The organism is Variovorax sp. P1_G12 (assembly GCF_056405555.1).
Map to the genome: position 1 here is coordinate 57,780 of NZ_JBFUBW010000012.1, position 17,662 is coordinate 75,441.

Here is a 17,662-nt window from a genome sequence, read left to right on the forward strand (position 1 = left end):
ACTGCGCAGCAGTTTTTGCTCTGTCCTCGACCTGCTGAGACCTTGCGGGACAGACCAAGAAACTGCGCAGCAGTTTTTGCTCTGTCCTCAACTGACTAGAGAGACAGACCATGGCCCTCCCGCCGCCCCCGCCCGTTCGCGGCCTGCACCACTTCGCCTGGCGCTGCCGCGACAGCGAGGAAACGCGCCGCTTCTACGAAGACCTGCTGGGCCTGCCGCTGGCGCACGTGATCAAGAGCGACCACGTGCCGAGCACCGGCGAGTACTGCCCCTACGTCCACATCTTCTTCCAGATGCGCGACGGCTCGTACATCGCCTTCTTCGACCTCGGCGACAACGTGGCGGCGCTGCCTTCGCCCAATACGCCGGCCTGGGTCAACCACATCGCGCTGCGCGTCGACTCCGTGGCCGAGCTGCGGGCGGCCAAGGCCCGGCTCGAAGCGGCCGGCGTCGAGGTGCTGGGCCTGACCGACCACCACATCATCGAATCGATCTACTTCTTCGACCCGAACGGCATCCGCGTGGAGCTCACCACGCCGACGGTGCCGCAGGCCGAGATGGATGCGCATGCGCTCAACGCCCGGGCCGAACTCGACGCCTGGACGCTGCGCAAGGCCGGGTTGCTCGCCGCCGCGGCCGCGGGAAAGGCGGCCCATGGCTGAGCTGCAACTTGCGGTCATCGACGTCAAGCCGGGCGCCTCGCTCGAGAGCCAGTCGGGCCTGCAGATGCTGCGCCCGCGCATCTACGGCGCGTACCGGGCACCGGCCGGGCCGAAGAAGCTCGCGGCCATCGTGATGCATCCGACCAGCAACTTCATGGGCCACTACCTGATCGGCCCGCTGGCCGAGCGCGGCATCTGCTGCATGGGCCTGAACTCGCGCTACATGGGCAACGACACGGTGCTGCTGATGGAGCGCGCGATCCAGGACCTGGGCGCCGGCGTGCAGTTCCTGCGCGCAGCCGGCTACGAGAAGGTCGTTCTGATCGGCAACTCGGGCGGCGCCGCGCTGGCCAGCTTCTACCAGGCACAGGCCGAGCAGCTCACGGCGCACCACTTCGCCGATGGCGATCCGACCCACCTGCATCCGGACGACCTGCCGCCGGTGGACGGCATCGCGCTGTGCGCCGCGCACCAGGGCCGCTCGAAGCTGATGCGGGACTGGATCGACCCCTCGGTCATCGACGAACCCGACCCGCTGTCGGTGGACCCGGCGCTCGACATGTACGACCCGCGCCATGCGCTGCCGTACAGCGCCGAGTTCCTCGCCCGCTTCAGCGCGGCGCAAAAGGCGCGGCTCGACCGCATCGAGGGCTGGGCGCTGGAACGGCTGCGCGTGCTGCGCAGCACGCCCGGCGCGCCGCGCGACCAGGCCTTCGTGGTCTACCGCACGCATGCGGATCCGCGCTGCGTGGACCTCTCGATCGACGCCAACGACCGCGCACCCGGCAGCGTGTGGGGCGATGCGCGGCAGGTGAACTACTCGGCCAACGCGATGGGCCGGACCACCTCGCTGACCGCCTTCCTGTCGCAATGGTCCTCGCGCTCCCAGGCCGATGGCCCGTCGAATCTCGCGCGCACCACGGTGCCCAAGCTGCTGCTCACCTACACCGGCGACCAGTCCACCTTCCCGAGCACCCGCGAGGCCTGGATGACAGCGGGCGGTGCGCGCATCCGCAACTTCGACATCGTCGGCGGCAACCACTACCTCGCGGGCCAGCCGGCGCTGGTGCCGCGTGCGGCCGACGCGATCGCCGACTGGGCGCACGCGCTGTGAACGCCCCGAACACCCCGAACACCCCGATGGAAAGCTACAGCTTCGCACCCGCGTACGAACTGCCCAGCTGGCCCTTCGTGCCACCGCCCGAGCTCGGCAGCGACGCGGTCGTGCGCCATCCGATCGTCATCGTCGGCGCCGGTCCCGCGGGCCTGACCCTGGCGTGCGACCTCGCCCGCCGCGGCGTGCGCGCGGTGCTGCTCGACGAGGACGACACGGTCGGCGTGCGCGGCGCCTCGTCGCGCGGCATCTGCTACGCGCAGAAGAGCCTGGAGATCTTCGAGCGGCTCGGCATCTACGAGCGCATCGCGGACAAGGGCATCACCTGGTCCTTCGGCCGCACCTTCTCCGACGAACAGGAGGTCTACAACTTCAACCTGAAGACCGACAGCGTCTCGGTGCAGCCGCCCTTCATCAACCTGCAGCAGTTCTACGTCGAGTGGTTCCTGGTCGACCGCATCCTCGAACTGGGCCTCACCGACCTGCGCTGGAAGAACCGCGTGACGCACGTCACGCCGCTCGATGGCAGCGTTCGCGTGGCGGTGGAAACCCCGGCCGGCAGCTACACGATCGAAGCCGACCACCTGATCGACGCCACGGGGGCCAACAGCCCGATCCGCACCCAGCTCGGCATCGACGCCCACCCGTCGCGCAGTACCGACCGCTGGTGCATCAGCGACGTGCGCTTCAAGAAACCGCTGCCGACGGAGCGCTGGACCTGGGTCGATGCGCCCTTCAACGAGGGCCGCGCGGTCTGGCAGCACCTGATGGGCGATGGCGTCTGGCGCATCGACTACCAGATGCCCGAGGATTGCGACACGGCCCACATCAGCAGGCCCGAGGTCGCCGGCGCGCGGCTGCGCGAGCAGCTCGGCCCCGGCGTCGAGTTCGAATTCGTCTGGATCGGGCCGTACGGCTACCGCGACCACCTGCTCGACAGCTTCCGGCACGGCCGCATCCTGTTCATCGGCGATTCGGCCCATGTCGTGAGCCCCTTCGGCGCCCGCGGCGGCAACAGCGGCATCCAGGATGCGGCCAACCTCGGCTGGAAGCTGGCGCTGGTGGCGCAGGGCCAGGCCGGCGACGGGCTCCTCGACAGCTACGATGCGGAGCGCCGCCCGGCCGCCACGGAGAACCTGCGCGTCACCAGCCGGTCGGCCCGCTTCCTCGCGCCCCGCACGCCGGCCGAGCACACGCTGCGGCGCGCTGTCGTGGCGCTGGCGTCGCGCCATGCCTTCGCCCGCGGCCTCGTCAACACCGGCCGCATGTCGGTCGCCAACGACTACCCCGCGGCGCCGCACCTGCCCGACGGCGCACGCAGCGTGCAGAACCTGCCGCTGCGGCACGCCGACGGCAGGCCGACCACGCTGATGCAGTTGCTCGCCGAGGGCACGCAGTGCCTGGGCCTGTGGTTCGCACCGACCCGTGCCCAAGCCGAAGCCCTGGCCGACGTCGCGGCATCGCTGCCGCTGCGGCTGGTCGCCGTCGGCGGCGCCACCGGCCTCGACACGCTGCAACCCGACGACACGCTGGCGCGGCAGCTCGGCATCGCTGCCCCCGGCAGCCTCTGCCTGGTGCGCCCGGACGCCTACCGCGCGGCGCTGCTGCGCGACCCCACCCCGGCCTCGGTCGCGGCCGCCGTGCACACCGCGCTGGCCCATGGCTGAACCGAAGGACCCCATGATCACCGAACCCCACATCCCCGATCCCGACGGCTTCTATGCGGCGTGGGTCGCTGCCCACGAGGGCCTGAGCGAGGCACAGAGCGCCGACTACAACGCCCGCCTCGTGCTGCTGCTGGCCAACCAGTGCGGCGACCAGGCCGTGCTGCTCGACTGCATCGCCGCCGCCCGCGAGAGCGGTCCGCCTTCCGAAACCACGACCCGAAGCCCCGCATGAACGCTCCCGTCTCCTTCGCCTCCGCCTCCGACACCCGGGAACAGAAACCGCAGCTGCGCGAACTCGCACCCGGCGTGTACGGCTACATCAGCGACTTCGACCCCAACTGCGGCTTCATCGTCGGCGACGAGCACGTCGTGCTGATCGACACCCGCCCGACGCCGCGCATGGCGCGCGATTTCCTGGCCGACATCCGCAGCGTCACCGACAAGCCGATCAAGGCCATCGTGCTGACGCACTACCACGCGGTGCGCGTGATGGGCGCGAGCGCCTTCGACGAGGTGCAGGCCATCGTCGCGAGCCAGGGCACGCTGGACTGGGTGCGCGAGCGCGGGCAGGCCGATTTCGAGTCCGAGGTCGGGCGCTTTCCGCGCCTGTTCGCGGGCGTCGAGGAGATCCCCGGCCTCACCATGCCGACCCTCAGCTTCGAGCGCGAGATGAGCCTCTGGCTCGGCCAGCGCGAAGTGCGCCTGATGTGCCTGGGCCGCGGCCATTCGGGCGGCGACACGGTGGCCTGGCTGCCCGACTGCGGCGTGCTGTTCTCGGGCGACGTGGTGGAGAACCGCTGCGGCGTGTATGCCGGCGACGCCTACATCCAGGACTGGGCGGGCACGCTCGATGCGGTCGCCGCGCTCGAGCCCCGCGTCCTGGTGCCGGGCCGCGGCGCCGTGCTGCAGGGCGCGCCGGCCTGCGCGGAAGCGATCGCGCTGACCCAGGCCTTCCTGTCGACCCTGCTCGCCAGCGTGCGCGCCGGCCTCGAGGCGGGCGAGGGCCTGCGCGCCTGCTTCGAGCGCGCCGAAGCGGCGATGAAGCCGCGCTTCGGCGACTGGCCGGTGTTCCAGCACGTGCTGCCTTTCGATGTCTCGCGCGCCTATGACGAACTGCGCGGCATCGAGCATCCGGTGGTCTGGACCGCGGAACGCGACCGCGCGCTCTGGCAGACCCTGCGCGGCTGATTCGAGACTGCTTTTTTCAACCCCGGAGACACACCCGATGAAACGATTCCTGCAACTGCTCGCCGCCGGCTTCACGCTCGCGGTGGCCAGTCATGCATCGGCGCAGAGCGCCTACCCCAGCCAGCCCGTGCGCTGGATCGTGCCCTACGTCGCCGGCGGCGGCACCGACAACCTGGCGCGCTCGCTGGCCGAAGCGATGCAGCCCTCGCTGGGCCAGCCGATCGTGATCGACAACCGTCCGGGCGCCTCGACCAACATCGGCGTGTCGGTCCTGATGCAGGCCAAGCCCGATGGCTACACGATCATGCAGGCGGAGAACGCCGCGCTGCTGTTCAACGAGCACATGTTCGCCAAGCTGCCGTACAAGCCGGCCAACGATTTCACCTACATCGGCACCATCGGCCGTTTCCCGGTCGCGCTGGTGGTCCATCCCGACTTCCCGGCCAAGACGGTCGCGGAGTTCGTGAGCTACGTGAAGGCCCACCCCGACAAGGTGAGCTACGCCTCGCCCGGCAACGGCTCGCCGCACCACATGGCAATGGAACTCTTCAAGCAGAAGGCCGGCATCAGCATCCAGCACGTGCCCTACAAGGGTGCCGCGCCCGCCATGACGGACATCATGGGCGGGCAGGTCCCGACCATGATGCTGGACCTGGCCTCGGGCTTGCCGATCATCAAGTCCGGCAAGGTGCGCGTGCTGGCGATCGCGCTGCCGCAGCGCGCCGGCGCCCTGCCCGAGGTGCCGACCTTCGCCGAGCTGGGCTTCAAGGACGTCAACGCCTACGCCTTCCACGGCCTGATCGGTCCGGCGGGCATGCCGCCGGACGCGGTCAACCGCATCAACAGCGAGCTCAACAAGGCGATGCAGGCGCCGAAGGTGGTCAAGCTGTTCTCGGAGTTCGGCTTCGAGGCGCTGCCCGGAACGCCGCAGGATTTCTACAAGCTGTCGCGCGCCGAGAGCGAGCGCTGGGGCAAGATCATCAAGACCGCCGGCGTGCAGCTCGACTGACCGGAGCGTTGACGTGCTCTACCAGCCCAGGCCCAGGTGCAGGGGCAGGTAGACCGCCATCCCGGCCAGCATCGTCCCCAGCACGCCGCGCCGCCAGAAGAAATAGGCGGCGCCGGCCGCGGCGGCATAGAGGCGTGCGTCCTGCCAGGTCGAGACCAAGTGGCCCTGCGACATGACGATCTCCGGCGCGATCACCGCCGCCAGGGCGGCCGCCGGCGCGTAGTGCAGCGCGCGGTGCGCCCACTCCGGCAGGCCCCAGGGCCGGTCAAGGATGAAGAAGAAGCAGCGCGTGAGCACCGTGATGCCGGCAAGGCCGACGATCACGGCCAGGGTCCAGAGATCGGTACCTCCGAAGACCACGCTCATTGGTCGTCCTCCGCATCGGCGTCCAAGCCGAGCTGCTTCTCGAGCCAGAAGCAGGCCAGCACCGCCACGCCGATGGCGACCACGATGTTGAGCTTGAGCGGCAGGGCATAGGCCGCGACCGCGGTCGCCGAAGCGATCAGCACCGCCAGCAGGCGCAGGCGCGTGGTCGCCATCGAGCAGACGATCGCGATCAGGCTCAGCACGCCGGCGAAGCCGAGGCCCCAGCTCTGCGGAATCATGTTGGCCAGGCCGATGCCAAGCAGGCTCATGCCCATCCAGGCCGCCCAGGTCACGAAGTAGTTGCCCGTGAGGTACGCCTCCTGGGCCTGCTGCTCGGCGAGCGTGAGCGGCGGCTGCACATACTTCCGGGTGAACAGCGCATAGCTCATGTCGGCCGTGAGGTAGCCATGGGTCAGGCGGCGCCAGCGCGGCATGTGCATCAGGTAAGGCCGCAGGTGCAGGCTGAAGACCACGAAGCGCAGGTTGACGCAGAAGCCCGTGGCCAGGATCACCCAGGCCGGTGCGCCGGCGATCAGCAGCGGAATGGCCGCGAGCTGCGAGCTGCCGGCGTACACCAGCAGCGTCATCGCGACCGACTCGAACACGCTCATGCCCGACTTGAGCATCGCCACGCCGGTCATCAGGCCCCAGGCTCCGATGCCCACGGCGACCGAGGACATGTCGCGCATGCCCTGGCGGAACTCCGGCTGGCGGCGAATCGCTGGGGAAAGAAACATCAGGCGGGCAGCGAGGACGCGCAGTGCCGAGCGCGGGGGCGATCCATCAGCCGAAGGCCTGGCCGGGACGGATCTCGAAACCGCGCAGGAAATCGGCGGCCGGCAGGCGCTTGCCGCCGGCGCGCTGCAGCTCGGTGAGCACGACGGTGGAATCCTTCGCGGCCACTTCGATGCCCGAGGGCGAGACCGCCAGCACCGTGCCCGGCGGCGCGGCCGCGGCGGCGCCCGGTCGCGCCTGGGCGGCCCAGAGCTTGATGACTTCGCCGCCGATCACACTGCTGGCGCCCGGAAACGGGTCGAAGGCACGCACGCGGCGCACGATCGCGACAGCGTCCAGCGACCAGTCGATCTGCGCCTCGGCCTTCTCGACCTTGTGCGCGTAGGTCACGCCTTCGGCGGGCTGCGGCTCGGCCTGCAGCGCGCCGGCCTCGGCCTGCTTCAGCGCATCGACGATCAGCCACCCGCCCAGCGCGGCGAGCCGATCGTGCAGGCGCGCCGTGGTGTCGTCGCCGACGGCCATGGATTCGCCAAGCAGCATGGCGCCGGTGTCGAGGCCGGCGTCCATCTGCATGATCGTGACGCCGGTCTGCGCATCGCCGGCCTCGATCGCCCGGTGGATCGGCGCAGCCCCGCGCCAGCGCGGCAACAGGCTGGCGTGGATGTTGAGGCAGCCGAGCCGCGGTGCATCCAGCACCCACTGGGGCAGGATCAGCCCATAGGCGGCGACCACCATCACGTCGGCCTGTGCCGCGGTGATGGCCTCGCGCGCGGCGGCTGCGTCCTCCGGGTACTTGCCGTCGAGCCGCAGGCTGCGCGGCTGCACCACCGGCCAGCCGTGGCCGACCGCGAACTGCTTGACCGGCGAGGCCTGCAGCTTCATGCCCCGGCCGGCCGGACGGTCGGGCTGGGTCAGGACCAGCACGATCTCGAATCCGGCCGCGGCGATCGCCTCGAGCGCGACGCGGGCGAATTCGGGCGTGCCCGCAAATGCGACTTTCATATCAGCTTGTCGCCACGCGATCGCGTGATCCGTAACGCATGAAACCGGCGCAGTCCGATGCCAGAGATACCGCGGAACCGGCTTTGCCGGGCCGCTGGTATCGCCCCCTCGAGGGGGAGGCGCCGCAGGCGCATCGGGGGTGTTTCACTTCCGTTCATCGGTCGGTCATCACTCGCCGCAGGTCGTCGGCGGTGTGATAGCGGTCGACCACGCCGTCCGGACCGATGTAGATGTAGAACAGGCGCGGCGTGTTCATCGACTGATAGCGCCAGGCCCAGATGTCGCCGTCGAAGGAAGTGACGCGCGAAATCTCGAACGGCCGGCCGTAGCTTCGCAGCACGTCCTCCACACGCCAGACGCCGGGCTTGACGGTGATGTCGAACATGCCGTCCTCGAGTTCCTGGCGGATCGAGACCACACGGCCGCCGGCGTCGAGGTCGACGTTGTTGACCGCAAAACCCGCCGGCGCACGCGAATACTGGAGCCGCTCACCGCCGCCGGGCACCGGATAGGTCGCCGTCGGGTTGCCGAGCTTGTGCAGCGTCTCGGCGCGAGTGCTTCCCAGCGGCAGCCGGGTCGGGTCGAGCGCGCAACCGGAGAGCGCCAGAACCAGCGCCGCCGCCACGGGCCACAGGCGCCCCACGGTCAACGCCGTCCTTCGCGCTGATCGTGCTTCTGGTCTTCGCGCTGCTGCTTGAGCAGCTTGCTCTTGATGCGATTGCGCTTCAGCGGCGACAGGTATTCGACGAACACCTTGCCCTGCAGGTGGTCGAGTTCGTGCTGGATGCAGACCGCCAGCAGGCCCTCGGCCTCGATCGTCTGCGGTTCGCCCTCGGCATCGAGCGCGGTCACGCGCACGGCGGTGGAGCGCTCGACGCCGTCGTAGATGCCCGGCACCGAGAGACAGCCCTCTTCGTTGAGCACCTTGTCGTCGCTGGCCCAGACGATCTCGGGATTGATCAGCACCAGCGGCTTGTCGCGATCCTCGGAAACGTCGATCACCACCAGCCGTTCGTGGACGTCGACCTGGGTCGCCGCGAGGCCGATGCCGTTGGCGTCGTACATCGTCTCGAGCATGTCCGCGACCAGCGTCTTGATGCGCGCGTCGACACCTTGCACCGGCTTGGCGACCGTGTGCAGGCGCGGGTCCGGGTAACTCAAAATGGTTCTTTTAGCCATGAAGTCGGGGAAAAGTTGTCGCTATTTTCGCCATTTCCGCGACGCCGCGCCGGCGAACGTCCCGAATACGTTGCCCTATCAAGGGCTTCAGCGCAAAATTCGTTGCAAATTGTGAGGATACGTACATCCTGCGTGGCGTAGTGTGTGCACACCATAAACCATGAACAAACTCCGACTCAACGAAAGCCTGCGTCCCAGCCTTTTGGCCACCGTGGCGGCTGTCGCCTTGGCGGGCATGGGCGCCGCGACGGCTTTCGCTCAGAGCTATCCGGTGACGCCCCAGCAGCGCGCGGTAGCCCAGGAGACCGCGCAGGCAGGCATTCCGGTCAGCGAACTCGCCCCGACCGCGCCCGATCAGTACACGGTGAAGCCGGGCGACACGCTGTGGGCGATTTCGCGCCTGTTCCTGCGCAGCCCGTGGCGCTGGCCCGAGCTCTGGGGCATGAACCTCAGCGAGATCTCGAACCCGCACCGCATCTACCCCGGACAGGTGCTCTATCTGGACAAGACCGGCGGCCGCGCCCGCCTCAGCACCCGCCGCGGCGGCGCGGCCGACGGCACGATCAAGCTGTCGCCGCGAACCCGCTTCGAATCGATGTCCGGCATGGCGCTGCCGACGCTCAATCCGAGCCTGATCGAGCCGTTCCTGAGCGAGCCGATCATCGTCGACGAGGACACGCTCAAGACCGCGCCCCACATCGTCGCCGGCAACGACAACCGCGTGCTGCTGGCCCGCGGCGACCGCGCCTACGCGCTGGGTGACGCCAATTCGCCGCTGATCGAGGTCGCCGGCCCGATCAAGACCTTTCGCGTGTTCCGCAACGCGACGCCACTGCAGGACCCGGCCACCGGCGAACTGCTCGGCTACGAGGCCGCCTACCTCGGCAAGGCCCAGCTCAAGCGCAGCCAGACCATCGGGACCGAGCTCGACGAGGGCAAGGAAGTCGTGAACGTGGTCCCGGCGACCATCGACATCGTGGCGGCGCGCGAGGAGATGCGCGCCGGCGACCGCCTGCTGCCCGAGCCCCAGCGCCAGCTGCTGAGCTATGCGCCGCGCGCGCCGGAACAGATCGTCAACGGACGCATCGTGTCGGTCTACGGCAACGCGGTGCAGTTCGCGGCCCAGAACCAGGTGGTGGTGATCAACAAGGGCACCCGGGACGGCATCGAATCCGGCCACGTGCTCGCCATCCTCAAGAACGGCGAGACCATGATCGACCGCGCGAGCACTCCCAACTACACCGGCAAGAACGTGGTCAAGCTGCCGAACGAGCGCATCGGCCTGCTGATGGTGTTCCGTCCGTTCGACAAGGCGTCCTACGCCCTGGTGCTCGAGATCAACGACACACCGCGGATCGGCGACCTGCTGGTCAACCCCTGACGCGGGCGTCCTCTTGGCGTGGAACGCGACGAACTTGCGGGCTGGTTGCGCCTCTCGCTGACGCCGGGCATCGGCAACGTCGGCGCCCGCACGCTGCTCGCGGCCTTCGGCCTGCCTGCCGGGATCTTCGCCCAGTCGCACGCGGCACTGCAGCAGGTCGCAAGCAGCGCCCAGGCGCAGGCATTGCAGCGTGAACCGGTCGGGCTGGCCGCCCTGCTCGAGCGGACGCTCGAATGGCTGCAGGGCACCGAAGCCCATGGCGTCACGCGACGCCTGCTGACCCTGGGCGACCCGGGCTACCCGGCCGCGCTGCTCGCCACCGCCGACCCGCCGCTGCTGCTGTATGTGCTCGGCGCATCCGGATTCGACCTGACGCAGCTGGACCGCAGCATCGCCATGGTCGGCAGCCGAAATCCCACGACCCAGGGCACGCAGAACGCTCGTGCGTTCGCGCGCGCGTTCGGCGAGGCCGGGATTCCCGTGGTCTCGGGCCTGGCCCTCGGGATCGACGGGGCGGCCCATGAAGGCGCGCTCGAGACCGGGGGCCCGGAGCGGCCGGCCACGGTGGCGGTGGTGGGCACCGGACTCGATCGCGTCTACCCCGCCCGGCATCGCGAGCTGGCCCATCGGATCGCCGCGCACGGCTTGATCGTGAGCGAGTACCCGCTGGGTACGCCGCCGCTGAACCAGAACTTCCCGAAGCGCAACCGCATCATTGCCGGGCTCACGCGCGGCACGCTGGTGGTCGAGGCCGCGCTGCGCTCCGGGTCGTTGATCACGGCCCGGCTCGCGGCCGAGCAGGGGCGCGAGGTGTTCGCCATCCCGGGTTCGATCCATTCGCCGCACTCGCGCGGCTGCCATGAACTGATCCGCCAGGGGGCCAAGCTGGTCGAATCGGTCGGCGATGTGCTGGAAGAGCTGCGCTTCGATGGCGGCCCCACGCCGCCATCGCCCGCCGCCGCGGACGATGCGACGGAACCCGCGCTGCTGCGCGAACTCGGGTTCGACCCGGTCAGCCTCGATGCGCTGTGCGCCCGCACCGGCTTCAGCCCGGCCACGCTGCAGGCGCAATTGCTCGAACTCGAGCTGGCAGGCCGTGTCGCCCGCCTGCCGGGCGGCCTGTTCCAGCGCATCGCGCTCGGCTGACCCACAGCCTGCGTCGTGTCGATGCAACTTTCGACGGGCAACGCCCGGAGTGGGCTATATTGAACCCATGTTCGAAGTGCTCGTGTATGTCTACGAAAACTACTGGCGCGGCGATGCCTGCCCGGAACCCGAGCAGCTGGGGCGCAAGCTCAGCGCCCAGGGCTTCGATGCGGAAGAGATCCGCGAGGCGCTGCACTGGCTCGACGGCCTGAGCCTGGCGACCCGGGGCGTGCAGCTCAGCCGCCACGCCGACGGCATCAGCGCCACCGTGCTGCCGGGCGTCGCAGCCGATGCCGCGATGGCGCAGTCGGCCGATGCGATGCGCGTCTACTCGACCTCCGAACAGGAACACATCGGCGCCGAATGCCTGGGCTTCATCAGCTTCCTCGAATCCGCGGGTGTGCTGCCGGCCGGCATGCGCGAGATCGTGGTCGAACGCGCCATGGCGACGCCGGGCGAGCCGCTGGCACTCGACGAGCTCAAGATCATCGTGCTGATGGTGCACTGGAGCACCGGTGTCGAACCCGACGCCTTGGTGCTCGACGAGCTCTGCGACGATGCGACGCTTCGCGTCGCGCACTAGGCTCGCCCCCAGGTCGGGCTCACTTCGTGTAGCCCTCCCACCCCCTACCGGGGGCGCAGTCAGCGGCCCGGCAAAGCCGGTTCCGCGACTGCCCACGAACGGGCGGGCGCTGCGCGCCGCCGGAGAACAAGCGCGGCGCCTCTCTTCAATCGGCCGGCGCAGCCAGGCCCGTTGATGAAACACCGCGGATCTGGCTTTGCCAGGCCGCTGGTGTTGCCCCCGGTAGGGGGTGGGCGCCCGGACACGAAGTGCCGGGCAACCTGGGGGCGAGCTAGTTCAGAAGCCGTTCTGGGTTGGCGTCGAGCTTGGCCAGCGCTTCGCGCGTGGCGCGCACCGTGAGCGTTTCCTCTTCGGCCGGCACCAGCAGGCCGGCCTGCAGGTAGGACGCCAGGCGACCGACCTGGATCAGGAAGCTGTGGCCGTCGCTCGAAGCGAACAGGTGCAGCTGCTTGCGGTCGCTGCGCCAGACGAACTGGACCTGGCTCACGCGGTCATTGTGGTCGAGCATGAACCAGGTGCCGACCTGGAGTTCGTGCGCCCAAGCGAGCATGTCCTCGCTGACCTTGGTGCCGGTGTCGGGCACCACCTCGATCGAGGCCGCATCGACGCCGAGCAGCAACTCGATGCTCGCGGCATCGAGCGGCAGGTCGGTGGTGCCTTCGTCGGAGACGAAATCCTCCAGGTTGGCCAGGCGCTTGGCCATGGCCTCGATCTTGGCCGGCGGGATCGCCTCGGTCTTCGACAGGAAGGCATCGGACAGGGTCGCGCCGATGATCTTGATGTGCGCCTCCTGCGGCTCACCCACGATGCCCAGCAGCGTCATGCCCTGGCGCAGCCGCTGCAACAGCTTCGGCAGGTCCTGGATCACGCGGGTGCGGTCGTTGCGGTTGGGCTTGGCGCTGGCCGCCCAGACCAGGTCGGAGGCCGCCCGTTTGAGGGTCACGGTCTGCTCGTCCTGGGCGCCATAGCGCAGGGCGGCGATCGCCAGCACCTCGGCCCAGACCTTGAACAGGAACTCGCGAATCTCTTCCCGTACCGGCATGTCGTTGAGCATCTTGCGCAACTCGATGGTGTACTGGATCGCCATCGTCTCCTTCTGCTCGACCTGCTGCGCCACGCTCATCACCCGCTGGGTGGTGTCGCTCTGCGTCAGGTACTTGTTGAGGAAGGCGACGAATTCGTCGAATACCAGCTTGAACACGCGCTGGCCGGTTTCAGGGTACTGCTCGATCACCTGGACCACGCGGCGGATCTCGCCCTCGAGCGCGCTGCCCGAAATCGCGGCCGCATCGAAGCCCATCACGCACGAACCCATGCGGTCGATCAGCATGCGCGCCGGGTGCTGCAGGGTGCCGAAGAATTCCGGCTCGGCGATGGCCACGCGCAGCACCGGCATCTGCAGGCGCGCGAACCAGACCCGGGCCGAGAACGGGATCCGCTCCTCGGCCAGGATGGCCTGGAACATCAGCGCCACGATCTCGACCGTGGCCTTGTCGGCCGTGGTGGGCGCCTTCTTCTTGAGTTCACTGGTGCGCCGGCGCAGTTCGGCCGAGGCATGGTGGATGGCCGTGGCCTCCTCGCCGACCACGTACTGCGAGGCCGCGATCTGGTAGGCCGCCTCGGCGTCCGCGATCGCTGCCGCGAAGCCCGGCGCACCGCCGCCCATGCCGCCCCCGCCGCCCGCCATCTCGCCGCCGCCGTTCAGGCGGGGCTGAGTGATGTCGCCGCCGATGCGCGCGGTCACGAAGCGCTTGAGATTGAGCAGCACGCCCTGCGCTCGCTGGCGCGCCATCAGCAGCGGCGAGCCGCCGGTGGCGACCTGGGTATCGCCGCCGGCCTGCCCGGGTCCGCCAGCTCCTCGCCCGACGCCGATCGCTGCCGGCGCGAAGCTGCCCGCCGGGGCCCCGAAGCCACCCGCCTGCGGTTGCCCGGAGATGCCCATCGACGCGCTGCCGCCGTGGCTACCCGCGAAACTGCCGCCCAGCGGCGCAGTGCCCGAGCTCACCGATCCGGTGCGACGGACGAAGCTCTTGAGGTCGATCTCGGCCATCACGTCCTTGCCGACCAGGAAGGCGTTGGCATCCTTGTAGGCCTGGACCACCACCTCGACCATGTGCTGCTGCACCTGGTCCTGAACCTTGTTCCAGATGCCGCGGTTCAGACCAGTGGCGAGCCACTGGTCGACCAGCACCCTGGCCAGCGCCTCGGGCTTGAGGATGTCCTTCGCGCTCAGCTCGTGGGTTCCTTCCAGATGCTGGATGCGCAGCCGCAGGTCGCTGAGTTCGAAACTGGCCTTGTCCTGGATCGACTGCGCGAGCCGCGACGACAGGATGCTGGTCTCGACCACTTCGTCGCCGATCAGTTCGAGGTGCGACAGCGAATTGGAGCTCGGCCCTTCGGCCGTGCTGGCGGCCAGCGCCTTGCGCCAAGCCGACTGCGAACGCGACACCCAGTCGGCGCCGTGGGTCTGGAAGGCCAGCAAGCCGTCGCGGTTCTCCTGCATCTCGCGCGCGTTGCCGGTCTGCGAGGCCAGGACCGCCAGCCGTTCGAGGACCGCATGCCCGACCGGCGCGATCAGCGGCTCGGTGGCGGCGACGAAACGCTCGCGCGTCTCGCGGGAGAGTTGGAGGGAAGCTGCATGGGACCGCGTGGTCATGGATGGTCGGGACGGCAATTATTTCGATTCGGCAAACTTCGAGCTTGCATCGGGAAGCGTAACCGCACAAGGGCCCGCCATGCTCGGCAACCCCAAAGCCGGGCTCACACGGTGGCGCCGGCGTTGGGGTCGTTCGGATCGCCGTCGCGCTTGACCGGTCCCTTGACCAGGTCCTCGCGCTTGACGCCCAGCCACATCGCGATGGACGCCGCCACGAAGGCCGACGAATAGATGCCGAAGCAGATCCCGATGGTCAGGGCCAGCGCGAAATAGTGCAGCGTCGGGCCACCAAAGAAGAACATCGACAGCACCACCAGCTGGGTCGAGCCGTGGGTGATGATGGTCCGGCTGATGGTCGAGGTGATCGCGCTGTCGATCACCTCGGGGGTGCTGAGCTTGCGATAGCGGCGGAAGTTCTCGCGCACGCGGTCGAAGATCACCACCGACTCGTTGACCGAGTAGCCCAGCACCGCCAGCACCGCCGCCAGCACCGCCAGCGAGAACTCCCACTGGAAGAAGGCGAAGAAGCCCAGGATGATGACCACGTCGTGCAGGTTGGCCAGCACGGTGGCCAGCGCAAATTTCCATTCGAAGCGGAAAGCCAGGTAGATCATGATGCCGACCACCACCATGCCCAGCGCCTTGAGGCCGTTGGTGGTCAGCTCCTCGCCGACCTGCGGGCCGACGAACTCGTTGCCGCGCAGGGTCGCCGTCGGGTCGACCGCCTGAAGCGCCGCCATGACCTGTTCGCTCTGCTGGGCCGAGGTCTGGCCCTTCTGCACCGGCAGGCGGATCTGGACGTCGCGCGAGGTGCCGAAGTTCTGAACCTGCACGTCCTGGTAGCCGAGCTTGGAGATAGTCTCGCGTACGCGGCCGATGTCGACCGACTGCTGGGAGGCGACTTCCATCACCGTGCCACCGGTGAACTCCACCGACAGGTGCAGTCCGCGGTGGAACAGGAAGAAGACCGCCAGCGCGAAGGTGATGAAGGACACCGCGTTCAGCACCAGCGCGTGGCGCATGAACGGGATCGTCCTGTGGATCCGGAAGAATTCCATTTGTCGTGTCTCTTATTTCGCGTCGGCCACGGTGGTGGCGTCCGGCTTCCAGACGGTGCCGATCGACACCGTCTTGAGCTTCTTCTTGCTGCCGTACCAGAAGTTCACCAGGCCGCGCGAGAAGAACACGGCCGAGAACATCGAGGTGACGATACCGATGCAATGCACCACCGCGAAACCGCGGATCGGGCCGGAGCCGAAGGCCAGCAGCGCGACACCGGCAATCAGCGTCGTGACGTTGGAGTCGAGGATGGTGCCCCAGGCGCGCTCGTAGCCGGCATGGATGGCGGCCTGCGGCGAGGCGCCGCTGCGCAGTTCCTCGCGGATGCGCTCGTTGATCAGCACGTTGGAGTCGATCGCCACGCCGATGGCCAGCGCCATGGCGGCAATGCCGGGCAGCGTCAGCGTGGCCTGCAGCATCGAGAGGATCGCCACCAGCAGCAGCAAGTTGACCGCCAGCGCGATCGACGAGAAGACGCCGAACAACGCGTAATAGAGGCACATGAACACCATGATCGCGGCGAAGCCGTACATCACGCTGTCGAAGCCCTTCTTGATGTTGTCGGCACCCAGGCTCGGGCCGATGGTGCGTTCCTGGATGATCTCCATCGGCGCGGCCAGCGAACCGGCGCGCAGCAGCAGCGCGAGGTCGTTGGCCTCGACCACGCTCATCGAGCCGGAGATCTGGAAGCGGTTGCCGAGCTCGCCGTTGATCGACGGGGCCGTGAGCACCTCGCCCTTGCCCTTCTCGAAGATCAGCATCGCCATGCGCTTCTTGAAGTTCTCGCGGCTGACGTCGCGCATGATGCGGCCGCCCTTGGCGTCCATGGTCAGGTCGACCTTGGGCTGCTGGGTCTGCGAATCGAAGCCGGGCTGGGCATCGGTGAGGTTCTCGCCGGTCACCAGCACCTGCTTCTTGACGATCACCGAGCGGCCCTGGCGGTCGAGGAATTTCTCGGAGCCGAAGGGCACCGGACCGGTGCCCATCTCCGCGGCGCGGCCTTCGGTGCTTTCGTCGACCAGGCGCATCTCGAGCGTGGCGGTACGGCCCAGGATGTCCTTGGCCTTGGCCGTGTCCTGCACGCCGGGCAGCTGGACCACGATGCGGTCCAGGCCCTGCTGCTGGATCACCGGCTCGGCCACGCCGAGCTCGTTGATCCGGTTGTGCAGCGTGGTGATGTTCTGCTTCAGGGCAGCGTCCTGCAGCCGGCGCGCGGCCTCGGGCTTGATCGAGGCGACGAGCTTGAAGTCGGTGCCTTCCTGGCTCTCGACCCCTGTCAGGTCCGGGAACTGGTCCTGCAGCAGGCCCTTGGCGGCATCCAGTCCGGCGGCATCGCGGAAGCGCATCTCGATGGTCTGGCCGTTGCGGCTGACCGCGCTGCCGCGCACGCTCTTGTCGCGCAATGCGGTGCGCAGGTCGCTGGCGAAGGATTCGGCCCGCTTGTCGATGGCCCCCTTCATGTCGACCTGGAGCAGGAAATCGACGCCGCCGCGCAGGTCGAGGCCCAGGTACATCGGGAAGGCGTGCAGGGCGGTGAGCCAGCTCGGGGAGCGCGATACGAGGTTCAGCGCCACCGTGTAGGGCGGATCGCTCGGGTCGGGCACCAGCGCGCGCTGCATCACGTCGCGCGCCTTCAATTGGTCGTCGGTGGTGGCGAAGCGCGCCCGCACCGAGGTGGCGTCGAGCGTCAGCAGGTCGGGCACCAGCGAGGCGGCCTTGAGCGCCTCAGCCACCCGGGCCTGTGTGCCGGCATCGACCTTGACGGTCGATTTGGCCGACGACACCTGCACCGCAGGCGCCTCGCCGAAGAAATTGGGCAGGGCGTAGACAAGCCCCACAAGCAGCACGATCACGATGATCGCGTACTTCCAGACCGGGTAACGGTTCATCGATTCAACCTTCAGGGCGCGCGGAG

Annotated in this window: 17 protein-coding genes; 9 read left to right on the forward strand and 8 right to left on the reverse strand. The window is 68.7% G+C overall.

Annotated elements, in window-relative coordinates; genetic code table 11:
• The first annotated feature begins 110 nt into the window (after nt 1–110).
• The 6 genes from AC1D2O_RS15630 to AC1D2O_RS15655 are packed head-to-tail and all read left to right on the forward strand — an operon-like array spanning nt 111 to nt 5,640.
• Nucleotides 111–662 carry a VOC family protein gene (locus AC1D2O_RS15630; protein WP_478089047.1) on the forward strand — a complete coding sequence of 184 codons (552 nt, stop codon included), beginning with the start codon at nt 111–113 and terminating at the stop codon, nt 660–662.
• Nucleotides 655–1,776, forward strand: a complete 1,122-nt coding sequence (locus tag AC1D2O_RS15635; protein ID WP_478089048.1) for an alpha/beta hydrolase family protein — start codon at nt 655–657, stop codon at nt 1,774–1,776. The genes AC1D2O_RS15630 and AC1D2O_RS15635 overlap by 8 nt, the downstream gene beginning before the upstream one ends.
• A 26-nt stretch (nt 1,777–1,802) precedes the next feature.
• Nucleotides 1,803–3,443, forward strand: a complete 1,641-nt coding sequence (locus tag AC1D2O_RS15640) for an FAD-dependent oxidoreductase (RefSeq protein WP_478157401.1) — start codon at nt 1,803–1,805, stop codon at nt 3,441–3,443.
• A gap of 13 nt (nt 3,444–3,456) precedes the next feature.
• Nucleotides 3,457–3,675 (forward strand): DUF2783 domain-containing protein, encoded by a 219-nt coding sequence (locus tag AC1D2O_RS15645; RefSeq protein ID WP_478089050.1) that lies wholly within the window; start codon nt 3,457–3,459, stop codon nt 3,673–3,675.
• A complete protein-coding gene (locus AC1D2O_RS15650; RefSeq protein WP_478089051.1) occupies nt 3,672–4,631 on the forward strand; it encodes an MBL fold metallo-hydrolase in 960 nt (319 codons plus the stop codon). Before AC1D2O_RS15645 ends, AC1D2O_RS15650 begins: the two co-directional genes overlap by 4 nt.
• A gap of 37 nt (nt 4,632–4,668) precedes the next feature.
• Nucleotides 4,669–5,640 (forward strand): Bug family tripartite tricarboxylate transporter substrate binding protein, encoded by a 972-nt coding sequence (locus AC1D2O_RS15655; protein ID WP_478089052.1) that lies wholly within the window; start codon nt 4,669–4,671, stop codon nt 5,638–5,640.
• Nucleotides 5,641–5,658: 18 nt separating this feature from the next.
• Here the strand turns inward: AC1D2O_RS15655 and AC1D2O_RS15660 are convergent, their stop codons facing one another.
• The 5 genes from AC1D2O_RS15660 to def all read right to left on the reverse strand — a co-directional run bounded on the left by AC1D2O_RS15660 (nt 5,659) and on the right by def (nt 8,922).
• Nucleotides 5,659–6,006 carry an AzlD domain-containing protein gene (locus AC1D2O_RS15660; protein WP_478089053.1) on the reverse strand — a complete coding sequence of 116 codons (348 nt, stop codon included), beginning with the start codon at nt 6,004–6,006 and terminating at the stop codon, nt 5,659–5,661.
• Nucleotides 6,003–6,743 (reverse strand): AzlC family ABC transporter permease, encoded by a 741-nt coding sequence (locus AC1D2O_RS15665; protein ID WP_478089054.1) that lies wholly within the window; start codon nt 6,741–6,743, stop codon nt 6,003–6,005. The genes AC1D2O_RS15660 and AC1D2O_RS15665 overlap by 4 nt, the downstream gene beginning before the upstream one ends.
• A gap of 46 nt (nt 6,744–6,789) precedes the next feature.
• Nucleotides 6,790–7,743, reverse strand: a complete 954-nt coding sequence (gene fmt, locus AC1D2O_RS15670; protein WP_478089055.1) for a methionyl-tRNA formyltransferase — start codon at nt 7,741–7,743, stop codon at nt 6,790–6,792.
• A 154-nt stretch (nt 7,744–7,897) separates the two neighbouring features.
• Nucleotides 7,898–8,386 (reverse strand): hypothetical protein, encoded by a 489-nt coding sequence (locus AC1D2O_RS15675; protein ID WP_478089058.1) that lies wholly within the window; start codon nt 8,384–8,386, stop codon nt 7,898–7,900.
• Nucleotides 8,387–8,388: 2 nt separating this feature from the next.
• A complete protein-coding gene (gene def / locus AC1D2O_RS15680; protein ID WP_478089056.1) occupies nt 8,389–8,922 on the reverse strand; it encodes a peptide deformylase in 534 nt (177 codons plus the stop codon).
• A 160-nt stretch (nt 8,923–9,082) separates the two neighbouring features.
• Here def and AC1D2O_RS15685 point away from each other — a divergent pair, with 160 nt between their 5' ends.
• The 3 genes from AC1D2O_RS15685 to AC1D2O_RS15695 all read left to right on the forward strand — a co-directional run bounded on the left by AC1D2O_RS15685 (nt 9,083) and on the right by AC1D2O_RS15695 (nt 12,032).
• A complete protein-coding gene (locus AC1D2O_RS15685) occupies nt 9,083–10,303 on the forward strand; it encodes a LysM peptidoglycan-binding domain-containing protein (protein WP_478089057.1) in 1,221 nt (406 codons plus the stop codon).
• A gap of 18 nt (nt 10,304–10,321) precedes the next feature.
• Complete coding sequence (dprA, locus tag AC1D2O_RS15690; protein WP_478157403.1) at nt 10,322–11,449, forward strand: DNA-processing protein DprA; 1,128 nt, start codon at nt 10,322–10,324, stop codon at nt 11,447–11,449.
• Nucleotides 11,450–11,516: 67 nt separating this feature from the next.
• On the forward strand, nt 11,517–12,032 hold the full coding sequence (locus AC1D2O_RS15695; protein ID WP_478090475.1) for a Smg family protein: 516 nt from the start codon (nt 11,517–11,519) through the stop codon (nt 12,030–12,032).
• A gap of 271 nt (nt 12,033–12,303) precedes the next feature.
• Here AC1D2O_RS15695 and AC1D2O_RS15700 read toward each other — a convergent pair whose 3' ends face one another.
• The 3 genes from AC1D2O_RS15700 to secD all read right to left on the reverse strand — a co-directional run bounded on the left by AC1D2O_RS15700 (nt 12,304) and on the right by secD (nt 17,636).
• Nucleotides 12,304–14,688, reverse strand: coding sequence for a DUF1631 family protein (locus AC1D2O_RS15700; RefSeq protein WP_478090476.1), 2,385 nt, complete (start codon nt 14,686–14,688; stop codon nt 12,304–12,306).
• A gap of 104 nt (nt 14,689–14,792) precedes the next feature.
• Nucleotides 14,793–15,746 carry a protein translocase subunit SecF gene (gene secF / locus AC1D2O_RS15705; RefSeq protein ID WP_478090477.1) on the reverse strand — a complete coding sequence of 318 codons (954 nt, stop codon included), beginning with the start codon at nt 15,744–15,746 and terminating at the stop codon, nt 14,793–14,795.
• Nucleotides 15,747–15,758: 12 nt separating this feature from the next.
• Nucleotides 15,759–17,636, reverse strand: coding sequence for a protein translocase subunit SecD (gene secD / locus AC1D2O_RS15710; RefSeq protein WP_478090478.1), 1,878 nt, complete (start codon nt 17,634–17,636; stop codon nt 15,759–15,761).
• Nucleotides 17,637–17,662 lie beyond the last annotated feature (26 nt).

Bases quoted from the DNA above. Each gene is read 5' to 3' on its own strand.
- AC1D2O_RS15630 (WP_478089047.1), top strand. From the start codon at position 111: ATGGCCCTCCCGCCGCCCCCGCCCGTTCGCGGCCTGCACCACTTCGCC.
- AC1D2O_RS15635 (WP_478089048.1), top strand. From the start codon at position 655: ATGGCTGAGCTGCAACTTGCGGTCATCGACGTCAAGCCGGGCGCCTCG.
- AC1D2O_RS15640 (WP_478157401.1), top strand. From the start codon at position 1,803: ATGGAAAGCTACAGCTTCGCACCCGCGTACGAACTGCCCAGCTGGCCC.
- AC1D2O_RS15645 (WP_478089050.1), top strand. From the start codon at position 3,457: ATGATCACCGAACCCCACATCCCCGATCCCGACGGCTTCTATGCGGCG.
- AC1D2O_RS15650 (WP_478089051.1), top strand. From the start codon at position 3,672: ATGAACGCTCCCGTCTCCTTCGCCTCCGCCTCCGACACCCGGGAACAG.
- AC1D2O_RS15655 (WP_478089052.1), top strand. From the start codon at position 4,669: ATGAAACGATTCCTGCAACTGCTCGCCGCCGGCTTCACGCTCGCGGTG.
- AC1D2O_RS15660 (WP_478089053.1), bottom strand. From the start codon at position 6,006: ATGAGCGTGGTCTTCGGAGGTACCGATCTCTGGACCCTGGCCGTGATC.
- AC1D2O_RS15665 (WP_478089054.1), bottom strand. From the start codon at position 6,743: ATGTTTCTTTCCCCAGCGATTCGCCGCCAGCCGGAGTTCCGCCAGGGC.
- fmt (WP_478089055.1), bottom strand. From the start codon at position 7,743: ATGAAAGTCGCATTTGCGGGCACGCCCGAATTCGCCCGCGTCGCGCTC.
- def (WP_478089056.1), bottom strand. From the start codon at position 8,922: ATGGCTAAAAGAACCATTTTGAGTTACCCGGACCCGCGCCTGCACACG.
- AC1D2O_RS15685 (WP_478089057.1), top strand. From the start codon at position 9,083: ATGAACAAACTCCGACTCAACGAAAGCCTGCGTCCCAGCCTTTTGGCC.
- AC1D2O_RS15695 (WP_478090475.1), top strand. From the start codon at position 11,517: ATGTTCGAAGTGCTCGTGTATGTCTACGAAAACTACTGGCGCGGCGAT.
- AC1D2O_RS15700 (WP_478090476.1), bottom strand. From the start codon at position 14,688: ATGACCACGCGGTCCCATGCAGCTTCCCTCCAACTCTCCCGCGAGACG.
- secF (WP_478090477.1), bottom strand. From the start codon at position 15,746: ATGGAATTCTTCCGGATCCACAGGACGATCCCGTTCATGCGCCACGCG.
- secD (WP_478090478.1), bottom strand. From the start codon at position 17,636: ATGAACCGTTACCCGGTCTGGAAGTACGCGATCATCGTGATCGTGCTG.